This window comes from Marinifilum sp. RC60d5 (assembly GCF_052400665.1).
Taxonomy (GTDB): domain Bacteria; phylum Bacteroidota; class Bacteroidia; order Bacteroidales; family Marinifilaceae; genus JBQTGK01.
This window is the reverse complement of sequence record NZ_JBQTGK010000028.1, coordinates 1-684: the sequence shown is the minus strand read 5'-3', so window position 1 is coordinate 684 and position 684 is coordinate 1. Positions and strand designations below refer to the sequence as shown.

Genomic DNA, 684 nt, shown 5'->3' with positions numbered 1-684 from the left:
GGACCCGTTTTTAAGATAAAGAAAGATCCGAGGGTTACTCGTATTGGGCATTTCCTGAGAAGAACCTCTCTCGATGAGCTTCCACAATTTTTTAATGTCCTTCGGGGTGAGATGTCTATTGTGGGTCCCCGTCCGCCAGTTCCGGCCGAAGTCTTGCAATATGAGCGCTGGCAGCGTCGTCGCTTAAGCATGAAACCCGGTATTACCTGCATCTGGCAAGTATCGGGTCGCAATAACATTCCTTTCGATCAGTGGATGAAAATGGACATGCAGTATATCGATACCTGGTCGCTAAAGCTCGATTTTATCCTCTTCCTAAAAACCTTTAAGGTTATGCTTACTGGCGATGGACAGTGAGAAGGTCAAAGGTAAAAGGTGGAAAAGTGTAAAGGTAAAAGGGTGTAAAAGTCAAAAAAGTCTTGAAAAGTCGAAAGCTTGGAGCTGATTGCTATTTAATTAATAATGAAGAATTAATAATTAAAAATTATCCGGCGGCTTTTTCCCGACATTGCCAAAGCATTCCGAAATATCAGACGCAGATTTTTAAGATTGTAAACATTTTCGATTGTTAAAAATTTAATCCAAGCATCTTTCTTTAACGATCTTATTGATTCTAAAGTCTAAATATGATTAATCATGATTTGGCAGCCCGCTTTTTAATTAAGAATGAGTAATTAAAAATTA

Annotated in this window: 1 protein-coding gene; it reads left to right on the top strand. The window is 38.7% G+C overall.

Annotated elements, in window-relative coordinates:
* Positions 1 to 15: 15 nt before the first annotated feature.
* Positions 16 to 357, top strand: coding sequence for a sugar transferase (locus ACT3CE_RS18865; RefSeq protein ID WP_444711313.1), 342 nt, complete (start codon positions 16 to 18; stop codon positions 355 to 357).
* Positions 358 to 684 lie beyond the last annotated feature (327 nt).